Source organism: Amycolatopsis cynarae, assembly GCF_026802195.1.
GTDB lineage: Bacteria > Actinomycetota > Actinomycetes > Mycobacteriales > Pseudonocardiaceae > Amycolatopsis_E > Amycolatopsis_E rhizosphaerae.
Map to the genome: position 1 here is coordinate 6013021 of NZ_CP113836.1, position 22508 is coordinate 6035528.

The window sequence follows — 22508 nt, forward strand, 5'->3', positions numbered from 1 at the left end:
TGCCCTCACTTCCCCGCGAGTGCGGCACGGTTCTTGAGCGGTTCCCACCACGTGCGGTTTTCCCGGTACCAGCGCACCGTTTCGGCCAGCCCCTCGTCGAACGGCACCCGCGCCCGGTACCCCAGCTCAGTGCTGATCTTGGTGATGTCCACGGAGTACCGGCGGTCGTGCCCCTTGCGGTCGGTGACCGGCTCCACCCGGTCCCAGTCCGCGCCGAGCGCGTCCAGCAACCGCCCGGTCAGGTCCCGGTTGGTGAGCTCGGTGCCGCCACCGATGTTGTAGATCTCCCCCGGCCTGCCCCCGTCGGCGACCAGCTGGATACCGCGGCAGTGGTCGTCCACGTGCAACCAGTCACGGACGTTCAGCCCATCGCCGTACAGCGGAACGGTCAGCCCGTCGAGCAGGTTCGTGACGAACAGCGGGATGACTTTTTCCGGGAACTGATACGGACCGTAGTTGTTGGAACACCGGGTGATGCAGACGGGCAGTCCGTGCGTGCGGTGGAACGCCCTGGCCAGCAGATCCGACGAAGCCTTCGACGCCGAGTAGGGCGAATTCGGCTCGAGCACGTGATCCTCGGCCCAGGAACCCTCCGCGATCGAGCCGTACACCTCGTCCGTGGACACGTGGACGAACTTGCCGACCCCGGCGGACAGCGCGGCCTGCAGCAGGGTCTGCGTGCCCAGGACGTTCGTCAGCACGAAATCCGCGGCGCCGAGAATCGAGCGATCCACATGGGACTCCGCGGCGAAGTGCACCACGAGATCGACACCGGCCATCACCTCGGTGACCAGCGCGGCGTCGCAGATGTCACCGCGCACGAAACGGAGCCGGGGATCGTCCGCCACCGGCGCGAGGTTCGCCTCGCAGCCGGCGTAGGTCAGCTTGTCCAGCACGACGATCTCGGCCCCGGCCAGCGCGGGATACTCACCGGCCAGTGCCCTGCGCACATAGTTCGACCCGATGAAACCGGCACCACCGGTCACCAGCACCCGCATTCGCTCCGCCCTCTCCGTGTCACCGGACTCGTGATCTCCTCGCCCCGGGCAACGTAGCCGAGCCCGAAAACGTCCCTGTAGAGGGAACAGTAATCTGGAGGCATCCACAAATGGTGGGGGCAGGAGGACGAGCGTGACCGACGGGGTCATCACCCGCCAGGACGCCGTGGAAGAGGAGACGGCACCACCTCCACCACTCGATTCCCCACCACCCCGCCGCAGGCACTGGTTCGTGGTGTTCGCGGCCCGCACCGGCAAGACACTGGTGGGCCTGGTTTCGGTGGCCGTGCTGGCCCTGACCTGGTTCGGGCAGTACTTCCTCCACGAGCTCAACACCGGACTGGCCACCACCAAGGTCTTCGAGGACAACGAGGTGCACGCCGTGCCGCTGGACGGCGCGGTGGACATCCTGCTCGTCGGCATGGACAGCCGCACCGACGAGCAGGGCAACCCGCTGGCCCGCGAGGTGCTGGACATGCTGCACGCCGGCGACTCCGACGGCGAAAAGCAGACCGACACCATGATCCTGGTGCACATCCCGCAGGACGGGCGCCGCGCGACGGCCATTTCGTTCCCCCGCGATTCGTGGGTGGAGCTGTCCGGCGGTTTCGGCAAGCACAAGCTCAACGGCGCGTTCGTCTACGCCTACAACGACCGGTTCCGCACGCTCCAGCAGCGCGGGGTGGGCATCAAGGAGGCCGAGCGGCAGGCCAAGATCGCCGGGCGGCAGAACCTCATCTCCACCCTGGAGACCTTCATGGGCAAGCCCGGCATGATCGACCGCTACGCCGAGGTGAACCTCGCCAGCTTCTACGAGGTGACCAAGGCGCTCGGCGGGGTCGAGGTCTGCCTCAACGGCCCGGTCAAGGAACGCAAGTCCGGCGTCGACCTGCCGGGTGGGCGTCAGACCGTCGAGGGTGTGCAGGCGCTGGCGTTCGTGCGGCAGCGGTACGACCTGCCCAACGGTGACCTGGATCGCATCGCGCGGCAGCAGGCCTTCCTGTCGGGCCTCGCACGCAAGGTCCTCTCCCGCGACGTGCTCACCAATCCCGCGAAGATCTCCGACGTGATCACCGCGGTGAAGAAGTCCGTGGTGTTGTCCGACAACTGGAACCTCGTCGAGTTCGCCGCCCAGATGCGCGGCCTGAACAGCGGAAACATCGAGTTCCGGACCATTCCGGTGCTCGGGCCCGCCACCATCGGCGGCGCCGACGTGGTCCGCGTCGACCCGGCGCAGGTGCACGCGTTCGTCGACGGGCTGACCACCGATGCCACCGGTGCGGCCGGGACGGGCACCACCCCTTCGGCGACCACGCCCCCCTCCGCTACCGGAACCACTCCGGCAAAACGGTCGCCCTCCGGCACCCCGGCCAACACGAGTTCCACCACCACCACGGCACGGCCCATCACAGGTGGCGAAGTCGCCTGTGTGAACTAAAGCCTGTGTCGGAGCGGTTTGCGTGGCGGTGCGGGTAGCGGAACCTCAGGCGGTCCCTGACTGCGGGATCTCCTCCTCATGAATGCCAATTCACCACGTCGAAGCTGACCGCCTGAGAACCCGCGGCGGTGCAAGCTAACGGCCCACAGCAAGCGGCTGACGCCGCTTTCATCCACTTAGATACACGACCCAGGTTCTGTGCCTTACCCTGGCAGCACCGCAGGGGCTATTCGGGGGAGTACGGGTTGGGCGACGAGACGGAGGACCGGCCGAAGCCGAGTCCGCAGCCACGGGAACCGGAACCGGAACCGGAGAACAAAACCCCCGAAGACGAGACCGAGGACAAGACCGAGGACGGGGACGGCGCCGAAGCGGCACCGGCGTCCCGGCGCGGCGGGGCTCGACAGGGCGGGCGGATCGCGGTCCGGACCGTTCTGGCGCTCGTTTCGGTCGTCGCGCTGGCCGTCACCGGTTACGCCTACCTGACCTATCACCAGGTGCAGGGCGACGTGCACACCAGCGACATCCTCAGCCAGCCCGACGATCCCGCACTGCCGCCGCCCCCGCCCAAGGACGACGGCGGCGAGGACATCCTGCTGGTGGGTGTGGACGCCCGCACCGACATGCAGGGCAACGAGTTGTCGTCGTCGATGCTGAAAACGCTGCGGACCGAGCAGACCGGCGGGATCAACACGGACACCCTGATCATCCTGCGGCTGCCCAAGAACGGCGGAAAGCCGTTCGCCGTCTCGATCCCGCGCGACACCTGGGTCACCGTCCCGCGCGGCGGCCAGGCCAAGATCAATTCCGTGTTCGGCACCGCCAAGGCGGCCGCCGCGGCTCAGTTGCGGGCACAGGGCGAACGCGACGCCGCGCGGACCGAGCGGGAATCGGACGAGGCCGGGCGCAAGGCACTGGTGCAGACCATTCAGGATTTCACGCAGGTTCGCATCGACCACTACGCCGAGGTGAACCTGCTCGGGTTCTACCTGATCACCGAGGCACTGGGTGGCGTCGAGGTCTGCCTGAACCACGCGACCGAGGACAAGGACTCCGGCGCGAACTTCGCCGCCGGCGTGCAGACCGTGACCGGCGGTGAAGCGCTTTCCTTCGTCCGGCAACGGAAGAACCTGCCGCGCGGGGACCTCGACCGGATCGTCCGGCAGCAGGCGTTCCTCGGCTCGGCACTGCACAAGGTGCTGACGGCGGGGGTGCTCACCAACCCGGGCAAGCTGAACAACCTCACCGACGCGCTGCGCCGCTCCCTGATCCTCGACCCGGACTTCGACCTGCTCCAGCTCGCCGAGAAGGCGAAGGGGCTAGCGTCGGGAACGGTGTCCTTCCAGACCATTCCGGTGCTCACCATCAACGGGCGCAGCCCGGACGGGCAGAGCATCGTGGAAGCCGACCCGGCGGCCGTGCAGCAGTTCTTCACCGCGCTCGCCACCCAGCCCACCGGCGGAGGCGGCTCCTCCGGGGGCGGCGCCGCCCCTGCCGGGGTCACCTGCGTGAACTGACGCGGGTCGCGCGGAAGGCCGCGGGACGGGGGCGGCTAGATTGCGGGTATGAGCCTGACCGACCGCCTGCTCCGCCCCCTGCTGTCCCAGCCGGCGCGCCCGCTGATCACGCACTACGACGACGCGGCGGGCACGAGGGTCGAGTTGTCGGTGGCCACCATGGCCAACTGGGCGGCCAAGACGGCGAACTGGCTGGTCGACGAGTTCGACGTGGAACCGGGTGACGAGGTGGCCGTGCTGCTGCCCGCGCACTGGCAGACGGCGGGTGTGCTGCTCGGCGCCTGGTGGTGCGGCGCACACGTGGTCGCCGAGCCCGCCGGGGCACGGGTCGCGTTCGTCGCCCCGGACGGCACCAGTGGGACTGCCGCCGGAAGCACCGCCGTCGCCGTGGTCGCGCTGGACCCGTTGGGCCGCGGCCTCGCCTCAGCCCCTCCCCAGGGTGCCTTGGACTACCTCGCCGAAGCGAGACTCTCCGGCGACCAGTTCAGCCCGCTGTCCCCGATCGGCGGGGGCACCCCGGCGCTCGCGTCGTCCACTGTGGACGACTTGGTCGAACGAGCCCGGGAACGCGCCACGGAACTGGGCATCGCGGCGGGTGACCGCGTGCTGTCCACCCTCGAGTGGAGCATCCCCGGCGGTCTCGTCGACGGCCTGCTCGCCCCGCTGGTCGCGGGCGCGAATCTCGTCCAGGTGACGAACGCGGACCCGGCCAAGCTCACCGACCGCCGCCGGGCCGAACGGACCACGGTCGACCTGCTCGCCTGAACCCGGCCGTCTCAGGACGGCCGCTCGATCAGGAACAGGAAGGCGATCAGGCCGATCATGAACCACCAGGCGTCGGCGTTGACGGCTGCCGCGACGATGCCCAGGACGATCGCCGAGAGCGCCAGGACGGGTGTGGCTTCTCTGGCCATACCTACAGCGTGCCGCAAAACACGCGCACCCGTCGGGTGAACCGACGTCCGGTCACGCGCTGTGACCCCCACACTGCGGAAATGGAAAAGGGAGCCCTGGTCCGCCTCGATCCGGACCAGGGCTCCCTTCGTCGAAGGGTGCTCCTTGGGAAGACTCAGCCCTTGAGCAGGGCGCGGGCCATCACCATGCGCTGGATCTGGTTGGTGCCCTCGTAGATCTGGGTGATCTCTCGACGGGTTTGCGCCGACCTGCTGGCTTCCCACCAGAATACGTCCTGAGCTGGGAAAAGTGTCTCGGTAGTTCTCAGTGATTGTTACCACTGCCCGACCTCAGACGGCCTGGAGACGGCCTGACGTCCTCAGCTTGGGAATCAAGTGGATCACGCTGGAAAGTGGTCCTGACCTGCGGCGGAAGGTGTGCGCTGGGTACCTCTGTTGACCGTGGTTGACCGAGGCATGTTGTTGGGATGTTGCTGGGCTTGCCCCAGTGACCTGGGGCTGAGGTGATCTCCTCGCGGCGCGGGTTCATCCCTGCCGGGCCGGGTGGTGCCGGTCAAGGGTTTGCCGGAGGCCGCGAAGCGCCCTTGACCGGTGCCGCCCGGTCTGGCTGCCCTCGGGCGCGCCGTGAGGAGGTCACCGGACGTGCCTTACCTCTGATCTCCGAAGCGGTGCCGGGTCCAGGGCAGCGCCCTGGCCGCCGGAGGCAGGTGTCCGGCGGGCGTCGGCTACAGGCGCGGCTACCGTCCCGACGTCTGCCAGCGCCGGTGCACGAACCTCTGCCTAGTCATACTGATGGTGGAACTCCGGGACGCCCACTGTTGCGTCCGGATCCTCGAAGGGCCAAAACGGGGCACCCTCCGGTGCTCGCGCTCGGGAGACCGAGATCCCGTGGAGGCACGCCTCGCACCAGAAAAGCACGTAGCAGATCCGACTTGCTGGGTCGCCAATGTAACGCACACGAAGTCGATCCTGGCTGCAGTTGGGGCACCGCTTCGCCGCGGCATCGCCAGCTCGGAGTTGCACCTCAGCCAGCGTTCGCATCCAAGTCGCGCGGTCAGTCATGTCGTGACTGTGCCATCTGGCGGATGGGATGAGCGGGCCGGAGTGGCTGGCGGGATTCGCAGCCGTGACAGCAGGGCAGGACTTGCGGCTAACTCGACGGGTCTGAATGGGTGCGAGATCGGCTCGCCGGGGCCGCCGGCCGGAGCGGAGCGGCAGGCCGAGCGGCCCAACGGCGGCGGCGCGCTCGCGCGCCGCCCTTGATCCCATAGAGCCAAATTCGGCAGCGACTGGAGTGCTGGTGACACCCACTCACACGTTTACGCTTGCACTGAAAGTGCAGAGAGAGAGAGAGAGTACCCCGCTCGGGGCAGCGTTGGTTTCTGCGACGGAGCCTCCGTCAGGGCCAAAAAGGGGCGGACTGACCGGACCGAATCCGGTCGACCGCGGGAAACCCGGCTCGAAGATCCACGCCCTGTCCGACCGGGCCAGGCGAGCACTCTGGAACACCTCACAATCGCCGTCCTGGCGAGAACCTGTCGACTGGGGGGCGTCGCCTAGGACGGAACAGTTCCGCCACCGCGCGAACGAGTTCCGGTCGCTGGCTGGGCCGAGTTCCGCGCAGGACGATCAGGAGCGCGAGCAGTCGGGCAGCCGTGTAGACCACGGCGCACGCAATGCTTCCGACGACAGCAGAATGGCTGACCAGCCCCATGACGACCTCCAGTTCGGGCCCGACGTGGGGCGCGCGCCATGGCTGGAGGTCTCTCCCGCCCTGCCACCGGGTTGACGACGCCGCCCCGAAGGAATGAGGAACGGGGTACACGTTCGCGCACGAGAGACCTGTCTGGCAAAGTTAGGTTACCCTTATCACCCTTTTGGCGGTGCGCGTTGAGTGCCAAACGAGACACGCTCTTAAGCAAGCTTTACGTATGGATGGCGACAATCGACGCTCGGGATATTATTAACTCTGGTTTACCAAGCCGTATACAAAGCCAATAGACGCTACCTGCGTTAAACTTGCCGCCTCCAAAAAGAGTGAATCAACTATCAAGACATAAGTGTCTGGTTCCGCATGTAGAAATGCCACAGATCAAAGCGGACAACCAGGTCCGCAGCAAGCTGTCATGAACAAGCACGGAAGGTCTGACCACGGGCCATGTTACTCAGAACGTTGTGCGTGGCGTTGATAGCGGCCCCTCAATACAGTGGTCGGGTGGATCTCGTGCAGTGGGCGACAGACGTGGCGGGCACCAAGCTCTCCGATGCCCTGCCTCGTCGGTGGGCGCATGTTCAGGGTGTGGGGCGTCGGGCAGGCGAGGCAGCAGCCTTGTTCGGGACTGGCGGGGAGTTGCTGGTAGCCGCTGGCCTGCTGCACGACGTGGGTTATGCGCCGGACCTGGTGGACACGGGTTTCCACCCGATCGATGGCGCCCGGTTCCTTCGCAGCGTTGGCGCCCCGGAACGGTTGGTGCATCTGGTCGCGCATCACTCGTGCGCTGTGGTGGAGGCGGAGTTGCGTGGGGTGTCGGCAGAGCTGGCGGAGTTCGAGGATGAGAAGTCGCCGCTGCGGGACGCGCTGTGGTGGGCTGATCTGACCACGACCCCGGACGGTGGGCCGACGACGATCGAGCAGCGGGCGGCGGAGATCAGCGAGCGTTACGGCCCGGAGCATGTGGTGCCGCGGTTCATCCGCCAGGCGTGGCCGGAGCTGCTGGGCGCGGTCGAGCGGACCGAGGCGGCGTTGGAGGCTAGCGGGTCGCGCCTGGGTTGAGTCCGCCGATGACGCCGTTGAGGTAGTCGAGGACGCGGGCTCTGATTCGCGGGTGCATGTTCAGGTTGAGCACCTCGTCCGGGTCGGCGAACTTGAGTTCTCGGGATTCGTCGCTGATGCGCAGGGTGCCGCCGACGAGGTCGCAGGCGATGCAGACGGAGAATTCTTGGCGTACTTCGCCGTCGGTGTAGGCGAAGACGTGTTTGGGGTCGGAGTAGACGGCGATGACGTGGCGGGGTTGGACGTGCAGGCCGGTTTCTTCGTAGACCTCGCGGATGACGGTGTCGGCGATGGATTCGCCGAAGTCCATGCCGCCTCCGGGTAGTGCCCAGAGGTCGTTGTCGGTGCGGCGGTGGACGAGGATGTGCCCTTCCGCATTGGTGACGATGGCGGAGGCGGCGGCGACGATGGAGTTCGGGCGGGGTGCTGTGGGGTCGTCGTAGTAGTCAGTTCGTGCCATGGGTGACCTCTCCTGGCGTGGTCCAGTCAGCCGGTTTCGAGGCGTTCCACACGTCGTCGAAGTGGCTTTCGAAGCGTGTGAACAGGCCCTGGGGTTCGGTCTTGCGCAGGTGCAGCAGGGGCGCGGTGGAGCCGGGTGTGGCGAACAGGTGCGGGGTCACGAGCATCTGGTCATCGAAGCGGAAGATCGAGTTGTAGAGCGGGATGTCCTGGTAGCGCACCTGGAACCCCTCCACCCCGAGCAGCGGGGTGAAGTGCTTCATCGTGGTCTTGACTCTGGCGACGATGGTGATGGGTTGGTCTTCTTCCTGGTCGCGGTAGGCGACGTGCGGGGAGTCGGGGTTGGCGATCGCGGCCCGGACCGTGCAGCCGTTGGCGCACTTCTCCCGCAGGGTGTCCACGAACTGCGGGTGCTCCAGACACAGGAAGTACAGGGTGTAGCCCAGCAGATCGATGCGTTTGGTGGCGCCGGAGATGAGGTCCCACCAGGCGGCGGTGGTGAAGTGCGACCGGTAGGGGTAGGTCGCCACGATCTCCGGGGCGTTTCCGCTCGTTGCGGGGCGGGGCGCGGTTGAGTCGCGCGTCTTGGTCGGCTTGCTCCCGTTGCCCTGGGGCGCGGTCAGATCGAGGTCGTCGGTGGCTTCCTGGAAGAGTTGTTCGGCGGTCCAGCCGGGGAACATGGCTTCCAGGATCCGGCAGTGGTCGGGGTAGGGGAGCCCGACGAGGTCGCCGGAGAGCCAGCGGTAGAACTGCGCTTTCCGCGGCCACCCGCCTTTGAGGGAGCGGTCCAGCCTTTCGGCGAGTTTGTCGTATTCGCGGCAGAACGCGCGGTGGCTTTGCAGGTGCCGTTGACGCAGAAGGATCTTGAGGACGGGAGACCCCTCGGTCCCCCGGGAAGCGGTCGTCTCGTCGTCCACGCACCCACGCTAGCACAAAGAAGAGACAAGAAGAGACTATCTGAGGCAGAGAAGTTCAAGATCAGACCTTCAAGGCACTGCGACCAGACACCCGTCCGGACGAATCTTGTGGTGTGCCGCCCCATGACGCGGCGTGAAGAAGCGAAGACCACAAGAAAGGCCTTTCAAAGCAATGGCGATTTCCAGGGGGCACAGGTTCCCGATCGAGTTCGATGAGGCGTTCCCGCAGGGTTTGGTGATGGTGGGCGAGGTGTCGCCGGACAACGAGTACCAGTCGCGTGAGGACCGTTCGGCGGGGCGCCCGGCACGGCAGCGGATCGACGAGATCTCCGGGAAGCGGCAGTGGAAGGTGACGGTGACCGACCCGTCCGAGCCCAACGCGAAGCGGGCGTCGTTCGAGATCACGTTGGTGGCGGACGTGCAGCCGGTGCCGACCACGGGTGAGGTGCTGCCGGGGATGCGGCCGATCGAGCTGGAGGGGTTGACGGCGGAGCCGCGTGTGGCGGGCAACGGGGAGTTCAAGTACCAGACGTACCTGTTCCGGGCGAGTGGGTTCAAGGCGGTGGCGAGCTCGGGTGGCCGGTCCTCGAAGCAGACCGGTGAGCCGGTCGCCAAGGCCGCGTGAGGGGACAACCGGTGATGAGCAACGAGAACGTGCAGGTGCACACCCCCGGCGGGGCGCCCGGCTACGTGTACGAGTGGCTGGCTGATCAGCTCGCGGCGCGGATCGAGGCGGGGGAGTTGCCGGTGCACTGCCCGCTGCCCAACGAACGCACCCTGGCTGAAGAGTACGGCGTGTCCCTCGGGACGGCGCGCCACGCGACGCGGGTGTTGAGGGCGCGGGGCCTGGTGGTCACGGTGCGCTCGAAGGGCACCTATGTGGCCCAGCGTCCCGCGACCGGCGGGTGACGGGGTGATCGTGGTGTCACGGCGGCTTGATGCCCTGCGGCGGCGCTGGCGGACTCATCGGCGGTGCCTGCTCTGCGGTCACAGTCGCTGGGTCATGCGTGACCGGGTGTTCGTGTGCCGGGCCTGCTCGGCCCATCACGACCACTAAAGACAGTCCACAACAGACAGATATTCCAACGCGCGTGGACGTGCGGCGATGAAACACGTCCCCACACGGATCACTGGAAAAGCTAAGGCGCAGAAGCGGAAACGGGCGTCCAACCATCTTCCGCTTCTGCGCTGTCTACCTCTGGAGCAGACAGATGCAAACCCTAGACAACGCGCACCAGCGCGTGTCAAGCCACCGCGTTCCGACGCGGTATTCCGAATACGCCAAGTTCACCCGGTCGCTGCTGGAAGCGGGTGGCCGGTGATGAACGCGCACACCTTCGGTGTTCTCCTTCTCGGCGGCGCGGGCCTGGCCCTCGTGGTCTGGGTCCTGCACAAGCTGGGCAAGGCCCTGGCGGCGATCGCGGAAACCCTCGCGGCCGCGGCGGTGGTGTTCCTCGCCTTGTGGTGGCTGTGCAAGGGCCTGGGCTGGCTCGTCGCGCAACTCGTGCGGCACCCCCGCACCACGGTCGCGGTGCTGGCTGTGGCGGCCTGGTGCCACTGGTGGGGATGGCCCTCCCTGGTGATCACGCTCGGCACGGTGTCCGTCGTGCTGGCCGTGTGGCGGTTGATCGACATGGTCTCCTTCGACCAGTGGGCCGGGCGGCACCTGCGCACCTGGTGGCAGAAATGGGCCATCTACGTGCGCAAACTCCCCGGCTGGCTGCACGCCTGCGGCCTCAGCGTGAAAGACGACAGCATCCCCGTCGACGTCACCGTGACCCTCGTCGGCCGCAAGAAGATCAGCCGCAATCAGCAGCCCTCCCGTGTCCGCATTCCCAAGGTCAAGAAGGTGAGGTCCGGGCCCTCGTGGGATGAGGTGCGGGTGGAGCTGGTGCCGGGGCAGAAGCCGGAGGACTTCGACGACGCCGCCCGCGCCCTCGCCTCGGCCCGCAAGGTCGCCCGGTGCCAGGTGCGGGAGATCGCGCCGAATGTGGTGTCGATCGACTTCCAGCGGCGGGACCTGCTCGCCCACCCCGTGCCCTGCCCCGACCTCGACGAGGCCGCGGTGGATCTACGCAGGGTGTGGGCCGGGCGTACCGAATATGGCCAGGACTGGCACATGCCCCTCTACGGCTCCGGCAGCCACACCCTGACCGCGGGGGCCAGTGGTGCGGGGAAGAACTCCGTCATGTGGTGCCCACTCGTCTCCATCGCCCCTGCCATTCGGGATGGGCTGGTGCGGGTGTCGGGGATCGACCCGAAGGGCATGGAACTGGCGTATGGGCGGGGGATCTTCCACCGCTACGCCGTCTCGGGCAAGGACACCCTCGACCTGCTCGACGACCTGGTGCAGGCGATGGATGAGCGGAAGGCGGAGTTCGCCGGCCGGGTGCGGAACGTGGCCATCACCCGGGAGCATCCGTTGGAGCTGGTGGAGTTCGACGAAATCGGGGCCCTGACGAAGTACACCGACCGCAAGACCCGCGAGCAGATCGTGGAAAAGGTCGCGTTGCTCACCACGCAGGGCCGGGCACTCGGCTTCACGGTGCGGGGTTATGTACAGGAACCGACCAAGGACACCGTACCGGTGCGGGAACTGTTCCCCCGCCGCATCTGCCTGCGCGTCACCGCCAAGTCCCACGTCGGGATGGTGCTGGGGGATCAAGCCTATGAGCGGGGGGCGTGGGCGAACCGGATCGAGGAATCCGCGGCCGGGGTGGGTTACGTGTGGGGCGAAGGGCTGCGTGAACCCCTGCGGGTGCGGGCCGGGTGGGTGCCCGACGAAACCGTGAAGGCGCTGGAAGCCTTCGTCACCGCCGGTCAGGTCGTCCCACTCCCCACCTGGGAGATCGAGGGGGGTGCGGCGGCGTGAGCGAGTTGGAGCACCTGACCAGGACGTTCTTCGACCACCTGAGCAGCCACCTTCTGCCGGAGCCGTGCAGCGTGGGTTTCCGGGCCTTTCCACCGCAAGTGGAGGTTCAGATCAGCCCTGCTGCCACCGTGACGCACTTGTCTCGGCTGGTGTTGTGGGCACGAACCCTCGACGAGGCCACGGTGCGCTGGTGGCCCACCCGTTACGGAGACCTGCACATCTCCATCCAGGGCCGGGCCGGTGGATTGGTGATGCACGTGTACGGCGGGATCGCCTTCCGCGACTGTGACGGGCTGATCAGCCTCGACACCGACGAACGACAGGACGTCACCCTGAACGAACTCACCGCACTCCGGGACCTGCTCCAGTCGAGGGAGGTGACGGCATGACCACCACGCGGGCTGACCGGATGCGGCTGCCGCTGTCCAGCGAGGTCATGAAGGCCACCGCCGAGAAACACGGCGTGTGCGTGCGGCCGTTCACCATGGAAGTCGGAGACCCGGACACCGGGGAGCTGCGGTATGTGGCGGTGCCCTGCGGCTCGACGGTCGAGTCGGTGTGTCTTCCGTGTGCGCGGAAGGCGAAGGCGTTGCGGATGGTGCAGTGCCGGGAGGGCTGGCACCTGACCGAAGAACCCGACTTCACCCCCACACCCCCCACCGACGACCAGAAGGAGTTGATGGGGTTCCGGGCCGACCTGGTCAAGCTCTACCGGGACGCCGTCGCGCACGGGGAGGAGGGCCAGGCCGACGAGCTACGGGAGGAGATCCGCGGGGTCGACGAGGAACTTCGGCAACTCGGCATGCGCGGCCGCCTCCCCTCACCGGACCTCCCGGAACGGAAACCGGCCAAGCGGTCCACCAAGCGCAGGCAGGACGCCCCGAACCTGCCCCGCCGCAAGGTCGCCAAAACCACGGTCGGCCGCGAGTACGCGGGCCGGTTCCGGCCGTCGATGTTCATCACCCTCACCTGCGACACCTACGGCCGCGTCCGAGAGGACGGCACCCCGGTCAACCCGGCCGAGTACGACTACCAGAGGGCCGCGCGGGATGCGGTGCACTTCTCCTCGCTGGTGGATCGGTGGTGGCAGAACCTGCGCCGTGTCGTGGGCTGGGATGTGCAGTACTTCGCCACCGTCGAACCCCAAAAACGCGCCGCACCCCACCTCCACGCGGCAGCGCGGGGATCGATCCCGCACGAGGTCATCCGCCAGGTCACCGAAGCCACCTACCACCAAGTGTGGTGGCCCAACCACGACCAGCTCGTCTACCCCGGGGACCGGCTGCCGGTGTGGGACGCACAAGCCGGGTCCTTTGTGGACTCTGACACGCGGGAACCGTTGACCTCGTGGGGTGAGGCGGTGGAGGAGGTGGAGGAACCCGCGCACGTGGTGACCTTTGGGCGGCAGGTGCACTCCAAGGGCATCCTCGGCGGCACCGACGAAGCCGGACGCCACATCGGGTATCTGACCAAATACCTCACCAAATCCACGGGGGAAGTGGTCGAAGCCTCGACGAATCGGCAGCGGGAGCACCACGACCGACTCCATGCGGAACTGTCGATCACACCGTGCTCACCTCGCTGTGCGGTGTGGCTGCTCTACGGGATTCAGCCGCTCGGCGCGACGAGCCGCACCACACCGGGGCACTGCAAGGGCCGCGCGCACCGGCGAACCACGCTGGGCCTGCCCGGTCGGCGGGTGCTCGTGTCGCGGAAGTGGTCGGGAAAGACCCTGGCCGACCACAAGGCGGACCGGAAAGCGTTCGTGCGGGACATGCTCGCCGCGGTCGGCATCGTCAAACCCGAGCAGGACACCTCCCGCCTGATCTGGCGCAAGGTCGATCCCGGCGACCGGGACGCACCACCCCGCGCCCACTTGCTGATGCGCGCCATCGCCGAACGCATCACCTGGAAAGCCGAGTACGACCGGGCGCTACTCGCCGCGGGGCCACCGATGAGCGGTCCAGAAGCTTCGGCAACTCCGCTCGCGGCCTGATGGGGGAACACATGGACAACCTGCGAAGCATCGACAGACTCTGGACCGTCGAGGACGTCTCGACCTACCTCGGCGTCCCTGTGAAGACGCTCTACCAGTGGAAATGGCGTGGCGAAGGGCCACCGGTCCGCAAAGTCGGACGGCACCTGCGCTACGACCCCGCCAAGCTCCGCGCCTGGCTCGACAACGAGGAGGCGGCGGCCTGATGGGTCACATTCAAGACCGCTGGTACCGGCCGAAGCGCGACCCCGAGACCGGCAAGATCGTGCTGAACGCCAAGGGCAAGCCGGTGCTCGAAAAGACCGAGCTGTACGGGATCGGCATGCGCTACAAGGTGCGCTACCTCGACCCGGACAACGAGGAGCGCTCGAAGTCGTTCCCGGACAAGCAGAAGAGGCGCGCGGAAGACTTCCTGATCGGGGTCGAGTCGGACAAGCGCGAGGGCAAGTACGTCGACCCTCGCTCGTCGTCGAAGACCTTCCGGCAGCAGGCAGAGAACTGGCTCAAGGCACAGTCACCCGACCCTGCCACCCGTGAGATCCTCCGCAGCCGTCTTGACAGCCAGATCTATCCGCGCTTCGGCGGAATGAAGCTCGGCCAGATCAAGCCAGCGACCATCCGGAACTGGCTTGGGGACCTGGAGGAGAAGAAGCACGCGGAGAACTACAAGGTCGTGCTGTTCACGCTGGTCTCAGCGGTGCTGGACTCGGCCATCGACGACAAGCTGATCCGGGAGAACCCCTGCAAGGCGAAGACCGTGCGGCGGCCAGTCAGTAAGAGTCCACAGGTGGAGGTCTGGCCGGAAGAGCGTGTGCACAAGGTCCGCGGCGGCCTGGCCGACCGGTTTTCGATCCTCGTGCCGCTCGGCTCGGGTCTCGGCCTGCGGCAAGGCGAGATCCTGGGATTCTCCCCCGACGACATCGACCGTGACGCAATGGTCGTGCGTGTTCAGCGGCAGATCAAGACCGTGAAGGGCGTGATGATGTTCGCGGCCCCGAAGGGCGGGAAGACGCGCACGGTCCCGGTGTCCCCCGCTGTGCTCGCGGAACTCGACGATCACGCAGACCGGTACCCGCCGACGCCGGTAACGCTCCCTTGGCGGGTGCCGGACGGTGAGCGGGTCACGGCCCGGCTGCTGATCACGGGTGAGGAGGGCCGCCTCTACAGCGGGGACCTGTTCACGAAGGTGGTGTGGCATGCGGCATTCCGGGCGGCCGAACTCGACTACCGCGGCCGGGCGGATGGCATGCACGCGCTGAGGCACTTCTACGCCTCGACGCTGCTGTCCCGGGGCGTGTCGATCAAGGAGCTGGCCGAGTACCTGGGGCACGCGGACGCTGGGTTCACGCTGCGGACCTACACGCACCTGGTGGCGTCCAGCCACGAACGGGCGCGGCAGGCGATCGACGCGGTGTTCGGGCGGCCTGAGTCCTCTGACGGCCTGGAGGCGGCCTGATCATGGAAACCAGGGACCGCCCGAACTACCGGACGATGATCGAATCAGCCCTTGAGCAGGGCGCGGGCCATCACCATGCGCTGGATCTGGTTGGTGCCCTCGTAGATCTGGGTGATCTTGGCGTCGCGCATCATGCGCTCGACCGGGAAGTCGCGGGTGTAGCCCGCACCGCCGAAGAGCTGGACGGCGTCGGTGGTGACCTCCATCGCGACGTCGGAGGCGTAGGCCTTGGCGGCGCTGGCCATGAATCCCGCGCGCGCGTCGCCGCGCTCGGAGGCGGCAGCGGAGGCGTAGACCAGGTGCCGGGCGGCCTCGATCTTGGTGCCCATGTCGGCGAGCATGAACTGCACGCCCTGGAACTCACCGATCGCCTTGCCGAACTGCTTGCGGTCCTTGACGTAGGCCACGGCCGCGTCCAGCGCGCCCTGCGCGATGCCCAGCGCCTGGGCGCCGATCGTCGGGCGGGTGTGGTCGAGCGTGCGCAGCGCGGTCTTCAGCCCGGTGCCCGGCTCCCCGATGATGCGGTCCGCGGGGATGGTGCAGTTCTCGAAGTAGATCTCGCGGGTCGGCGAGCCCTTGATGCCGAGCTTGCGCTCCTTCGGCCCGACCGAGAAGCCCGGGTCGTCCTTGTGCACCACGAAGGCGGAGATGCCGTTGGACTTCTTCTCCGCGTCCGGGTCGGTGACGGCCATGACGGTGTACCAGGTGGACTCGCCGGCGTTGGTGATCCAGCACTTGGTGCCGTTGAGCACCCACGAGTCACCCTCGAGGCGGGCACGGGTGCGCATGGAAGCGGTGTCGGAACCGGCCTCGCGCTCGGACAGCGCGTAGGAGGCCGAAGCCTCACCGGAGGCGATGGACGGCAGGACGAGCTTCTTCAGCTCCTCCGAGGCGGACAGCAGGATCGGCTGGGTGCCCAGCTTGTTCACCGCGGGAATCAGCGACGCGGAGGCGTCGACCCGGGCGACCTCCTCGATCACGATGCAGGCGGCGATCGCGTCCGCACCCTGGCCCTCGTACTCGTCGGGGATGTGCACGGCCTGGAAACCGGCCTTGATCAGCGCGTCGCGGGCCTCGACGGGGTAGCGCTCCTGCTCGTCGACCTCGGCCGCGTGCGGCGCGATCTCCTTCTCCGCCAGCGCGCGGACGGCAGCCCGCAGCTCCTCGTGCTCCTCGGCCAACTGGTACAGCCCGGGACCGTCAGACACCGGCGTCACCCTCCTCGAATGGCTTGTTCTCCCTCGATGTTAGTGCTCGTTTACTAGGGCTTCCTTGTGTTCTCGGCCGCACTCTCGCCCTAAGGTGAAGTGATGCGGATCACGATGCCTCCCGAAATGCCCACTTCGCTGGACTATCCGGAAGTACCGGTGGGTGCGATCCTGGCCGGGGCCGCCGCCCGCTACGGCGACCGGACAGCCTACCTGCACAACGACCGTGCGCTCGGGTTTTCCCAGGTCTACCGGGCCGCCTGCCGGTTCGCGAACGCGTTGCGGGCCCACGGCGTCGGCACCGGCGACACGGTCGCCGTCCACCTGCCGAACTGCCTGGCCTATCCGGTGGCCTATTACGGAATCCTGCTCGCCGGGGCGACTTTCACCCCGGCGAACCCGCTGCTGCCGCCCGCCGATCTGGCGGCACAACTGGCCGACTCGGGTGCGGTCGCCGCCATCAGCTCCGGCCCCGCCGCCGAGGTGCTCGCCGGCGTCCAGGACCGGACCGCCGTGCGCCTGGTCGTCGTCGTGGACGGCGAGTCGGGGCCGGGACGGACGGAGTTCGAGCGCTTCCACGCCGGGCAACCGGAAACTCCGCCGGAAGTGGCGATCGATCCCCGCACCGCCCTCGCCCACCTGGCCTACACCGGCGGCACGACCGGGCGTTCGAAGGGCGTACGCCTGCCGCACCGCAACGTCGTGGTGAACTCCCTGCAGTACGCGTGCTGGGGCAGCGGGTCGGTGCCGGTGCTCGAAGACGGCGAGCGCCTCGGCCTGGACCAGGTCGGCAGCGAGGACGAGTGGCCGAGCCGCCTCGGCACGGGCATCGCCATCAACCTCACCCCGTGGTTCCACGCGATGGGCACCATCGGCGGGCTCAACGTGCCGATGCTCACCGGCGGCACGATCGTGCTGCAGGACGGCTTCGACCCCGTCCGCTACCTGGCCGATGCCGAGCGCCTTCGCGTCACGCAGCTCGGCGGCGCGCCCGCGCTCTATGCCGCGTTGCTCGCCTGCCCCGACTTCGCGACCCGGGACCTTTCGTCGGTGCGGAGCCTGTCCTCGGGGGCGGCGCCGCTGCCGCACGAGATGCTCAAGGCGCTGGGGCAGCGTTTCCCGGAGGCCGTGATCTCCGAGGGGTACGGGCTCACCGAGGTCACCATGGGCGCCACCGCGAATCCCACCTTCCGTTCCGCCGTGCGGAAACCAGGCACCGTCGGGGTGCCCGTGTTCGACACCGAGGTCAAGATCGTGGCGCCGGAGGGCGGCGAGGAACCCCTCCCTCCCGGCGAGCCCGGCGAGGTGTGCATCCGGGGACCGCAGGTGATGACCGGCTACCACGAGCGGCCGGAGGAGACGGCCGCCGTGCTGGTGGACGGCTGGCTGCACACCGGCGACATCGGCGTGCTGGACAAGGAGGGTTACTTGTCCATTGTGGATCGTAAGAAGGACATGCTGCTGTACAAGGGATACAACGTGTACCCGCGCGAGCTGGAGGAACTGTTGATGTCCCAGCCCGGGGTGGCCTCGGCCGCGGTGGTGGGCAGGCGCCGCGCGGACGTCGGCGAGCTTCCGGTGGCCTTCGTCGTGCGGCGCGGTGACGCGGGCACCGAGGAGGACCTGATGGCGGCGGTGAACGCGAACGTGCTGCCGTACAAGCGGCTCCGGGAGTTGCACTTCGTGGACGCGATCCCGGTCTCCGCGGCGGGCAAGATCCTCAAGCGCGAACTGCGCGCCCGCCTGGAGGCCTAGCGGCTGACCCGCTTGCCGTGGCGAGCCGTGAAGGGTCCCTTCACAGTCGAATCAGCTGTGAAGGGACCCTTCACGGCACGGCGGCCAGGTCAGGCGTCGCGAAGGCGGGTTTGCAGGGCGGCGTCCTTGTCGAGGACCAACTGCTGGAGGTCCGCCTGGAAGGCGGCCATCTTCTCCCGCAACGCCGGGTCGTGCGCCGCGAGCATCCGCACGGCGAGCAGCCCGGCGTTGCGCGCCCCGCCGACGGACACGGTGGCGACCGGCACCCCGGCGGGCATCTGCACGATCGACAGCAGCGAGTCCAGGCCGTCCAGGTACTTCAGCGGCACCGGCACGCCGATCACCGGCAGCACGGTCGCCGACGCCACCATGCCGGGCAGGTGCGCCGCACCCCCGGCCCCCGCGATGATCACCTTGAGACCGCGGTCCGCGGCACCGGTGGCGTAGTCGAGCATCCGCTGCGGCGTCCGGTGCGCGGAGTACACGCCGACCTCGTAGGACACGCCGAACTCGTCCAGCGCCTGTCCGGCGGCTTCGAGCACCGGCCAGTCCGAGTCACTGCCCATGATCACGCCGACGATCGGTGCCATTGTCACTCCTCGGGAATTCAGTGGATCTGGAAGCCGTCGAGCCATTCGGCGTGCGACAGCCAGTGGGCGGCGAGTTTGGCGCGGGTGCGCAGCTCGTCCAGGTCCGATCCGACGAAGTTGACGTGACCCAGCTTGCGCCCGGGCCGCTCCCCCTTGCCGTACAGGTGCACCCTGGCCTCCGGGAACCGGGCGAACAGGTGGTGCAGCCGCTCGTCCGGCCCCATCTTCGGGGCCTCCGGCGCGCCGAGCACGTTCGCCATCACGGTGGGGGCCAGCAGGTCCGTCGAACCGAGCGGGTAGTCCAGCACGGCCCGAAGATGCTGTTCGAACTGCGAGGTGCGCGAACCGTCCATGGTCCAGTGACCGGAGTTGTGCGGCCGCATCGCCAGCTCGTTGATGACCAGACCGCCGTCGGTTTCGAACAGCTCGACCGCGAGCACGCCGACCACGCCCAGCGCCTCCGCGATCCGCAGCGCGAGGTCCTGCGCCTCGTCCACCCGGCGCGCGGTCAGCCCCGGGGCCGGGGCGAGCACCTCGGTGTTGATCCCGTCCGACTGCACGGTCTCCACCACGGGCCAGGCCGCGCCCTGCCCGAACGGCGAGCGCGCCACCAGCGCGCACAGCTCGCGGCGCATCTCGACGCGCCGCTCGACCAGCAGCTCCGTGCCCGCGGCGAGCAGTTCCGGCACCAGCGTCCTGGCCTCCTGCTCGGAGTCCAGCATCCACACGCCGCGGCCGTCGTAGCCGCCCTTGGCGGCCTTGAGCACGACCGGCCAGGACTGCCCGGCTGCGAACGCGATCACGTCCTCCACTGTGGACACTTCGGCGAACGGCGGGCACGGGTAGCCCTCGGCGGCCAGCCGCTCGCGCATGAGCAGCTTGTTCTGCGCGAACACCAGCGCGTCCGGTCCCGGCCGGACGGCGAAACCCTCCGCGGCCAGCCGGATCAGGTGCTCGGCGGGCACGTGTTCGTGGTCGAAGGTGAGCACGTCGACCGTCTTCGCGAAGGCCAGCAGCGCTTCGAAGTCGGTGTGGTGCCCGATCGTCACCTGGCCGGCGACGAGCCCGGCGGAGTCGTTTTCGTCGGCGGCGAGCACCCACAGCGACTGGCCCAGCGAGATCGCCGCCTGATGCGTCATCCGGGCGAGCTGGCCACCGCCCACCATGCCCACCACGGGGAGACCGGTACGAGAGTCCATAACGCGACCAGCCTAAGGCCCTTATCGAAGTCGTTTGCGTGCCGGTGCGGGTAGCGGAACCCGACGTGGTGGCCGACACATCGGCGTCAGCTCGGCGCGGCCTCGCGGATCCGGCGCCGCCGCCGCAGCATCCACCGGGTCACCAGCACGGCGGCGAGCACCAGCGGCATCAGGATGTAGGCGTTGCCCAGCACGCCCTGCCAGAACTTCCAGTGCAGCTCGATGTTGCGCCCGTTGGGCAGCACCAGCAGGACGCAGCTGATGAACACCGCGATCACCGCGCCGGTACCGACCCAGCGGCGCCACGCGTCGCCCGCGCGGGTCCTGGGCAGCCGCGCGATCAGCAGCACGATCAGCGGCACCGCCCACACCCAGTGGTGCGACCAGGAGATCGGCGACGCGAGCAGCGCGAAGAACGCGCTGACCAGCAGGGCCGCCAGTGCCTGGCCGCGACGGTGGAAGCGCAGCATCAGCCACACGGCGGGGATCGCGAGCAGGGCGCTGACGCCGATGGCGGCCTTTGAGGCCCACGGCGCCAGGTCGGTGACCCGGTTCATCAGGCCGTTGAGGGACTGGTTTCCCGCCCAGTGCACGGGTCCGATGCGACCGGTGTCGCTGACCGTCTTGGTCCAGTAGCGGATGGTGTCCGAGGGGATCAGCAGCAGCATGAGCCCCTCCAACCCGGCGAAGGTGGCCAGCGCGCGCGCCGCGGCCTTGCGCTTGCCGGTGAGGAACAGGTGCACGACGAAGATCAACGGCGTCAGCTTCACCGCGGCCGCGACCCCGACGAGGATCCCCCCGGCGCGGGAGTCCCGTGCGCTGATCACCAGGACGTCGACCACCACGAGCGCCATCAGGATCAGGTTGATCTGGCCGAGGAACACGGTGCGCCACACCGGTTCCAGCCCGAGCATGACCACCGAGAACACCAGCGTCGCGCGGGCGGGCGAGGACCACCAGCGCGAATCGTCGACGGGCTTGGGCAGCGAGCCGATCGTCACCCGGATCACCAGGGCCATGGCCAGCACCGAGATCGCGGTGAGGACGCCCCAGGCGACCTGGGTGGGCACCGCCGCCAGCGGGACGAACAGCAGCGCGGCGGTCGGCGGGTAGGTGAAGGGCAGCAGCGCCCACCAGGGTTCCGGCGCGAGCGTGCTGGAGTCGTAGAGGGGGTCCCCGTGCAGCAGGGTCAGCGCGCCGGCCCGGTACACCGCACTGTCCACGCCGAGCCGCCAGTCGAGCAGCCATCCGATGATCCCGGCCGTGATCGCCAGCACCGGCACCGCGGACAGCACGATGATCGATCGCGGCCGGACCGAGAGCCGGGCGAGCGACTTCCGCAGCGCCAGGCGTGGGGTCACGGGACGCACCAGCGTCTCACCGTCGGGGGCAGACACAGACCGGGTCACCCCATCAGGAAAGCACGAGTGGCGCCGTGCGAGGGCGGAAACCCCGGGTTCGGCCGCCGTGACGCCTCAGGCGCGGCCGAGCTCGCGCAGCAGATCGCAGGCCGATTCGTGGGTGGCGGGCAGCCGCACCAGGCGGATGCGGGGCTTGCCGATCTCCGCGACGGAGGCGTCACTGGACAGTCGCTGGTGCAGGGCGCGACGCAGCAGGACCGCCTTCGCCGGCAGGGTGTCGTCCCGGCGCAGCACGGCGACCGAAGTGGACGGCCCGAGTGTGGCGAGGCTCTCGCCCCCGTCGAGTGCGGCGCGCATCGCCTCCGCGACGAGGATCATCCCGGTGACGCGGCGCCAGCCGGTCATGGTGGTCAGGTCGAGGGAAACCACCAGCAGCGTGTGCTCGTCCGCGGCGCGGCGGCCCTGGCCTTTCGACCCGCGGTAGAACTCGTCGAGTCGGGTGCGCAGGTAGGCCGCCGTGGGCAGGCCGGTCAACGGGTCGATCACCTGGATGTTGGCGATCTGGTCCAGGGCCGCGTCGGCCCAGGCCAGTGCGGTCGCGGTGATCAGCCGGGCCGGGGTGGTGCCGAGGTCCGGGACGACGAAGCCGTCGTCGGAATCCGGCTGCGCGAGCACGGCCTGGAGCGCCGCCAGATCCGCGAAGACCTCTTCGAGTTCCGCACCGGCGGCGGCCCTGGCCCGGGCGAGCCCGGCGAGCGAGGGCTCCGGTCCGGCGCCGCAGAGCACCGCGGCGCAGACGGCGTCCACCTCGGGCAGGGCCCAGTCGCTCGGAAACCGCCAGCCCGCGGCGAGACTGGCGGCACGCCACCGCGCGCGCAGGGTACGCAGCGGCAGGTCGCCGTCGGGACCGTTTTTCTGACGGGGCAGTTCTCCGCCACTGGCCGTCACATTCACTCGCGACCGTCCTTTCCTCCGGCGCGTTCTTCCAAACGGGTGACGCAACGAAGGAGACATCGTGACGGAATTTGCTCTACGTTGCCGCCCCTGTTACACCA

General features: G+C 68.3%; 21 protein-coding genes and 1 pseudogene. 13 read left to right on the forward strand and 9 right to left on the reverse strand.

Going from position 1 to position 22508, the window contains the following annotated elements; translation table 11 throughout:
* Positions 1 to 5 precede the first annotated feature (5 nt).
* Entirely contained in the window at positions 6 to 998 is a 993-nt protein-coding gene (gene rfbB, locus ORV05_RS28895) for a dTDP-glucose 4,6-dehydratase (protein WP_268755135.1), read from the reverse strand.
* A gap of 166 nt (positions 999 to 1164) precedes the next feature.
* On the opposite strand from rfbB, the gene ORV05_RS28900 reads away from it, so the two are divergent.
* From ORV05_RS28900 to ORV05_RS28910, 3 genes are all read left to right on the forward strand, one after another.
* Positions 1165 to 2436, forward strand: a complete 1272-nt coding sequence (locus tag ORV05_RS28900) for an LCP family protein (protein ID WP_407652803.1) — start codon at positions 1165 to 1167, stop codon at positions 2434 to 2436.
* Positions 2437 to 2681: 245 nt separating this feature from the next.
* Positions 2682 to 3953 carry an LCP family protein gene (locus ORV05_RS28905; protein ID WP_268755136.1) on the forward strand — a complete coding sequence of 424 codons (1272 nt, stop codon included), beginning with the start codon at positions 2682 to 2684 and terminating at the stop codon, positions 3951 to 3953.
* 48 nt (positions 3954 to 4001) lie between these two features.
* Positions 4002 to 4718: a TIGR03089 family protein gene (locus ORV05_RS28910; RefSeq protein WP_268755137.1), complete on the forward strand. Its 717-nt coding sequence runs from the start codon at positions 4002 to 4004 to the stop codon at positions 4716 to 4718.
* A gap of 11 nt (positions 4719 to 4729) precedes the next feature.
* Here the strand turns inward: ORV05_RS28910 and ORV05_RS28915 are convergent, their stop codons facing one another.
* On the reverse strand, positions 4730 to 4867 hold the full coding sequence (locus ORV05_RS28915; RefSeq protein ID WP_186382881.1) for a hypothetical protein: 138 nt from the start codon (positions 4865 to 4867) through the stop codon (positions 4730 to 4732).
* A gap of 1386 nt (positions 4868 to 6253) precedes the next feature.
* Between ORV05_RS28915 and ORV05_RS28920 the strand changes: the two are divergent.
* A pseudogene (locus tag ORV05_RS28920) lies at positions 6254 to 6350 on the forward strand (IS5/IS1182 family transposase); the annotation flags it as partial.
* 732 nt (positions 6351 to 7082) lie between these two features.
* Positions 7083 to 7640 carry an HD domain-containing protein gene (locus ORV05_RS28925; RefSeq protein ID WP_268755138.1) on the forward strand — a complete coding sequence of 186 codons (558 nt, stop codon included), beginning with the start codon at positions 7083 to 7085 and terminating at the stop codon, positions 7638 to 7640.
* Here the strand turns inward: ORV05_RS28925 and ORV05_RS28930 are convergent.
* A complete protein-coding gene (locus tag ORV05_RS28930) occupies positions 7618 to 8100 on the reverse strand; it encodes an NUDIX domain-containing protein (protein WP_268755139.1) in 483 nt (160 codons plus the stop codon). The two genes, ORV05_RS28925 and ORV05_RS28930, sit on opposite strands and share 23 nt — an antisense overlap.
* Positions 8087 to 9016 carry a hypothetical protein gene (locus ORV05_RS28935; RefSeq protein ID WP_268755140.1) on the reverse strand — a complete coding sequence of 310 codons (930 nt, stop codon included), beginning with the start codon at positions 9014 to 9016 and terminating at the stop codon, positions 8087 to 8089. Before ORV05_RS28935 ends, ORV05_RS28930 begins: the two co-directional genes overlap by 14 nt.
* 172 nt (positions 9017 to 9188) lie before the next feature.
* On the opposite strand from ORV05_RS28935, the gene ORV05_RS28940 reads away from it, so the two are divergent.
* The 7 genes from ORV05_RS28940 to ORV05_RS28970 all read left to right on the forward strand — a co-directional run bounded on the left by ORV05_RS28940 (position 9189) and on the right by ORV05_RS28970 (position 15340).
* The gene (locus ORV05_RS28940) at positions 9189 to 9641 is read left to right on the forward strand and encodes a hypothetical protein (protein WP_268755141.1); all 453 of its coding nucleotides are present in this window, start codon (positions 9189 to 9191) and stop codon (positions 9639 to 9641) included.
* 14 nt (positions 9642 to 9655) lie between these two features.
* Positions 9656 to 9925, forward strand: a complete 270-nt coding sequence (locus ORV05_RS28945; RefSeq protein WP_268755142.1) for a GntR family transcriptional regulator — start codon at positions 9656 to 9658, stop codon at positions 9923 to 9925.
* 412 nt (positions 9926 to 10337) lie between these two features.
* Complete coding sequence (locus tag ORV05_RS28950; RefSeq protein ID WP_268755143.1) at positions 10338 to 11888, forward strand: FtsK/SpoIIIE domain-containing protein; 1551 nt, start codon at positions 10338 to 10340, stop codon at positions 11886 to 11888.
* A gap of 128 nt (positions 11889 to 12016) precedes the next feature.
* Positions 12017 to 12277: a hypothetical protein gene (locus ORV05_RS28955; RefSeq protein WP_268755144.1), complete on the forward strand. Its 261-nt coding sequence runs from the start codon at positions 12017 to 12019 to the stop codon at positions 12275 to 12277.
* Positions 12274 to 13884, forward strand: a complete 1611-nt coding sequence (locus tag ORV05_RS28960) for a replication initiator (RefSeq protein ID WP_268755145.1) — start codon at positions 12274 to 12276, stop codon at positions 13882 to 13884. Before ORV05_RS28955 ends, ORV05_RS28960 begins: the two co-directional genes overlap by 4 nt.
* A gap of 11 nt (positions 13885 to 13895) precedes the next feature.
* The gene (locus tag ORV05_RS28965) at positions 13896 to 14090 is read left to right on the forward strand and encodes a helix-turn-helix transcriptional regulator (protein ID WP_268755146.1); all 195 of its coding nucleotides are present in this window, start codon (positions 13896 to 13898) and stop codon (positions 14088 to 14090) included.
* The gene (locus ORV05_RS28970) at positions 14090 to 15340 is read left to right on the forward strand and encodes a tyrosine-type recombinase/integrase (protein ID WP_268755147.1); all 1251 of its coding nucleotides are present in this window, start codon (positions 14090 to 14092) and stop codon (positions 15338 to 15340) included. The genes ORV05_RS28965 and ORV05_RS28970 overlap by 1 nt, the downstream gene beginning before the upstream one ends.
* Before the next feature lie 44 nt (positions 15341 to 15384).
* Here ORV05_RS28970 and ORV05_RS28975 read toward each other — a convergent pair whose 3' ends face one another.
* Positions 15385 to 16557: an acyl-CoA dehydrogenase family protein gene (locus tag ORV05_RS28975; RefSeq protein WP_268755148.1), complete on the reverse strand. Its 1173-nt coding sequence runs from the start codon at positions 16555 to 16557 to the stop codon at positions 15385 to 15387.
* Between the two features lie 93 nt (positions 16558 to 16650).
* Between ORV05_RS28975 and ORV05_RS28980 the strand changes: the two genes are divergently transcribed.
* Positions 16651 to 18303, forward strand: a complete 1653-nt coding sequence (locus tag ORV05_RS28980) for a class I adenylate-forming enzyme family protein (RefSeq protein WP_268755149.1) — start codon at positions 16651 to 16653, stop codon at positions 18301 to 18303.
* Between the two features lie 89 nt (positions 18304 to 18392).
* On the opposite strand, the gene purE is transcribed toward ORV05_RS28980, so the two are convergent.
* The 4 genes from purE to ORV05_RS29000 all read right to left on the reverse strand — a co-directional run bounded on the left by purE (position 18393) and on the right by ORV05_RS29000 (position 22407).
* Positions 18393 to 18893 (reverse strand): 5-(carboxyamino)imidazole ribonucleotide mutase, encoded by a 501-nt coding sequence (purE, locus tag ORV05_RS28985; protein WP_144590196.1) that lies wholly within the window; start codon positions 18891 to 18893, stop codon positions 18393 to 18395.
* A gap of 17 nt (positions 18894 to 18910) precedes the next feature.
* Entirely contained in the window at positions 18911 to 20092 is a 1182-nt protein-coding gene (locus tag ORV05_RS28990) for a 5-(carboxyamino)imidazole ribonucleotide synthase (protein ID WP_268755150.1), read from the reverse strand.
* 86 nt (positions 20093 to 20178) lie between these two features.
* Positions 20179 to 21501: a glycosyltransferase 87 family protein gene (locus ORV05_RS28995; protein WP_268755151.1), complete on the reverse strand. Its 1323-nt coding sequence runs from the start codon at positions 21499 to 21501 to the stop codon at positions 20179 to 20181.
* A 66-nt stretch (positions 21502 to 21567) separates the two neighbouring features.
* Positions 21568 to 22407: a GGDEF domain-containing protein gene (locus ORV05_RS29000; protein WP_407652589.1), complete on the reverse strand. Its 840-nt coding sequence runs from the start codon at positions 22405 to 22407 to the stop codon at positions 21568 to 21570.
* Positions 22408 to 22508 lie beyond the last annotated feature (101 nt).

What these genes read in the sequence shown, in the direction of transcription:
- ORV05_RS28965 (WP_268755146.1), top strand. Translation starts at nt 13,896, where the DNA reads ATGGACAACCTGCGAAGCATCGACAGACTCTGGACCGTCGAGGACGTC.
- ORV05_RS28910 (WP_268755137.1), top strand. Translation starts at nt 4,002, where the DNA reads ATGAGCCTGACCGACCGCCTGCTCCGCCCCCTGCTGTCCCAGCCGGCG.
- ORV05_RS28945 (WP_268755142.1), top strand. Translation starts at nt 9,656, where the DNA reads ATGAGCAACGAGAACGTGCAGGTGCACACCCCCGGCGGGGCGCCCGGC.
- ORV05_RS28990 (WP_268755150.1), bottom strand. Translation starts at nt 20,092, where the DNA reads ATGGACTCTCGTACCGGTCTCCCCGTGGTGGGCATGGTGGGCGGTGGC.
- purE (WP_144590196.1), bottom strand. Translation starts at nt 18,893, where the DNA reads ATGGCACCGATCGTCGGCGTGATCATGGGCAGTGACTCGGACTGGCCG.
- rfbB (WP_268755135.1), bottom strand. Translation starts at nt 998, where the DNA reads ATGCGGGTGCTGGTGACCGGTGGTGCCGGTTTCATCGGGTCGAACTAT.
- ORV05_RS28930 (WP_268755139.1), bottom strand. Translation starts at nt 8,100, where the DNA reads ATGGCACGAACTGACTACTACGACGACCCCACAGCACCCCGCCCGAAC.
- ORV05_RS28980 (WP_268755149.1), top strand. Translation starts at nt 16,651, where the DNA reads ATGCGGATCACGATGCCTCCCGAAATGCCCACTTCGCTGGACTATCCG.
- ORV05_RS28950 (WP_268755143.1), top strand. Translation starts at nt 10,338, where the DNA reads ATGAACGCGCACACCTTCGGTGTTCTCCTTCTCGGCGGCGCGGGCCTG.
- ORV05_RS28915 (WP_186382881.1), bottom strand. Translation starts at nt 4,867, where the DNA reads ATGGCCAGAGAAGCCACACCCGTCCTGGCGCTCTCGGCGATCGTCCTG.
- ORV05_RS28940 (WP_268755141.1), top strand. Translation starts at nt 9,189, where the DNA reads ATGGCGATTTCCAGGGGGCACAGGTTCCCGATCGAGTTCGATGAGGCG.
- ORV05_RS28960 (WP_268755145.1), top strand. Translation starts at nt 12,274, where the DNA reads ATGACCACCACGCGGGCTGACCGGATGCGGCTGCCGCTGTCCAGCGAG.
- ORV05_RS28970 (WP_268755147.1), top strand. Translation starts at nt 14,090, where the DNA reads ATGGGTCACATTCAAGACCGCTGGTACCGGCCGAAGCGCGACCCCGAG.